We start from the raw sequence: 244 nt of genomic DNA, 5'->3' as shown, positions 1-244 counted from the left end.
ATCCAGCGGTGCCAGAGCGTTCTGAGCGACAAGAGCTGCGACATCCGAAGCCTTCGGGGTCACCAGGTCCGGCGTCGACTTGGTGGCGATGGCGGTGCTGATCTTCTGCATGTACGAGTCGGTCGGGAGGCCGAGGTAGCTGATGGTGATGTTCGGATTCTCCTTCTCGAACATCGCGATCAACTCCTTCAAGTTGGCGGTGCGATCCGGCCGGGTGTCGGTGTCCCAGAGCTGCAGGGTCACC

General features: G+C 61.5%; 1 protein-coding gene. It reads right to left on the bottom strand.

Annotated features, from left to right (window positions below; translation table 11 throughout):
• Positions 1–244: extracellular solute-binding protein (locus SB717_RS38715; protein WP_410908555.1), on the bottom strand; the 244-nt coding region annotated here is incomplete at both ends.

Source organism: Priestia sp. SIMBA_032 (genome assembly GCF_046535215.1).
GTDB lineage: Bacteria > Bacillota > Bacilli > Bacillales > Bacillaceae_H > Priestia > Priestia aryabhattai.
This window is presented reverse-complemented; position numbering and strand designations above follow the sequence as displayed.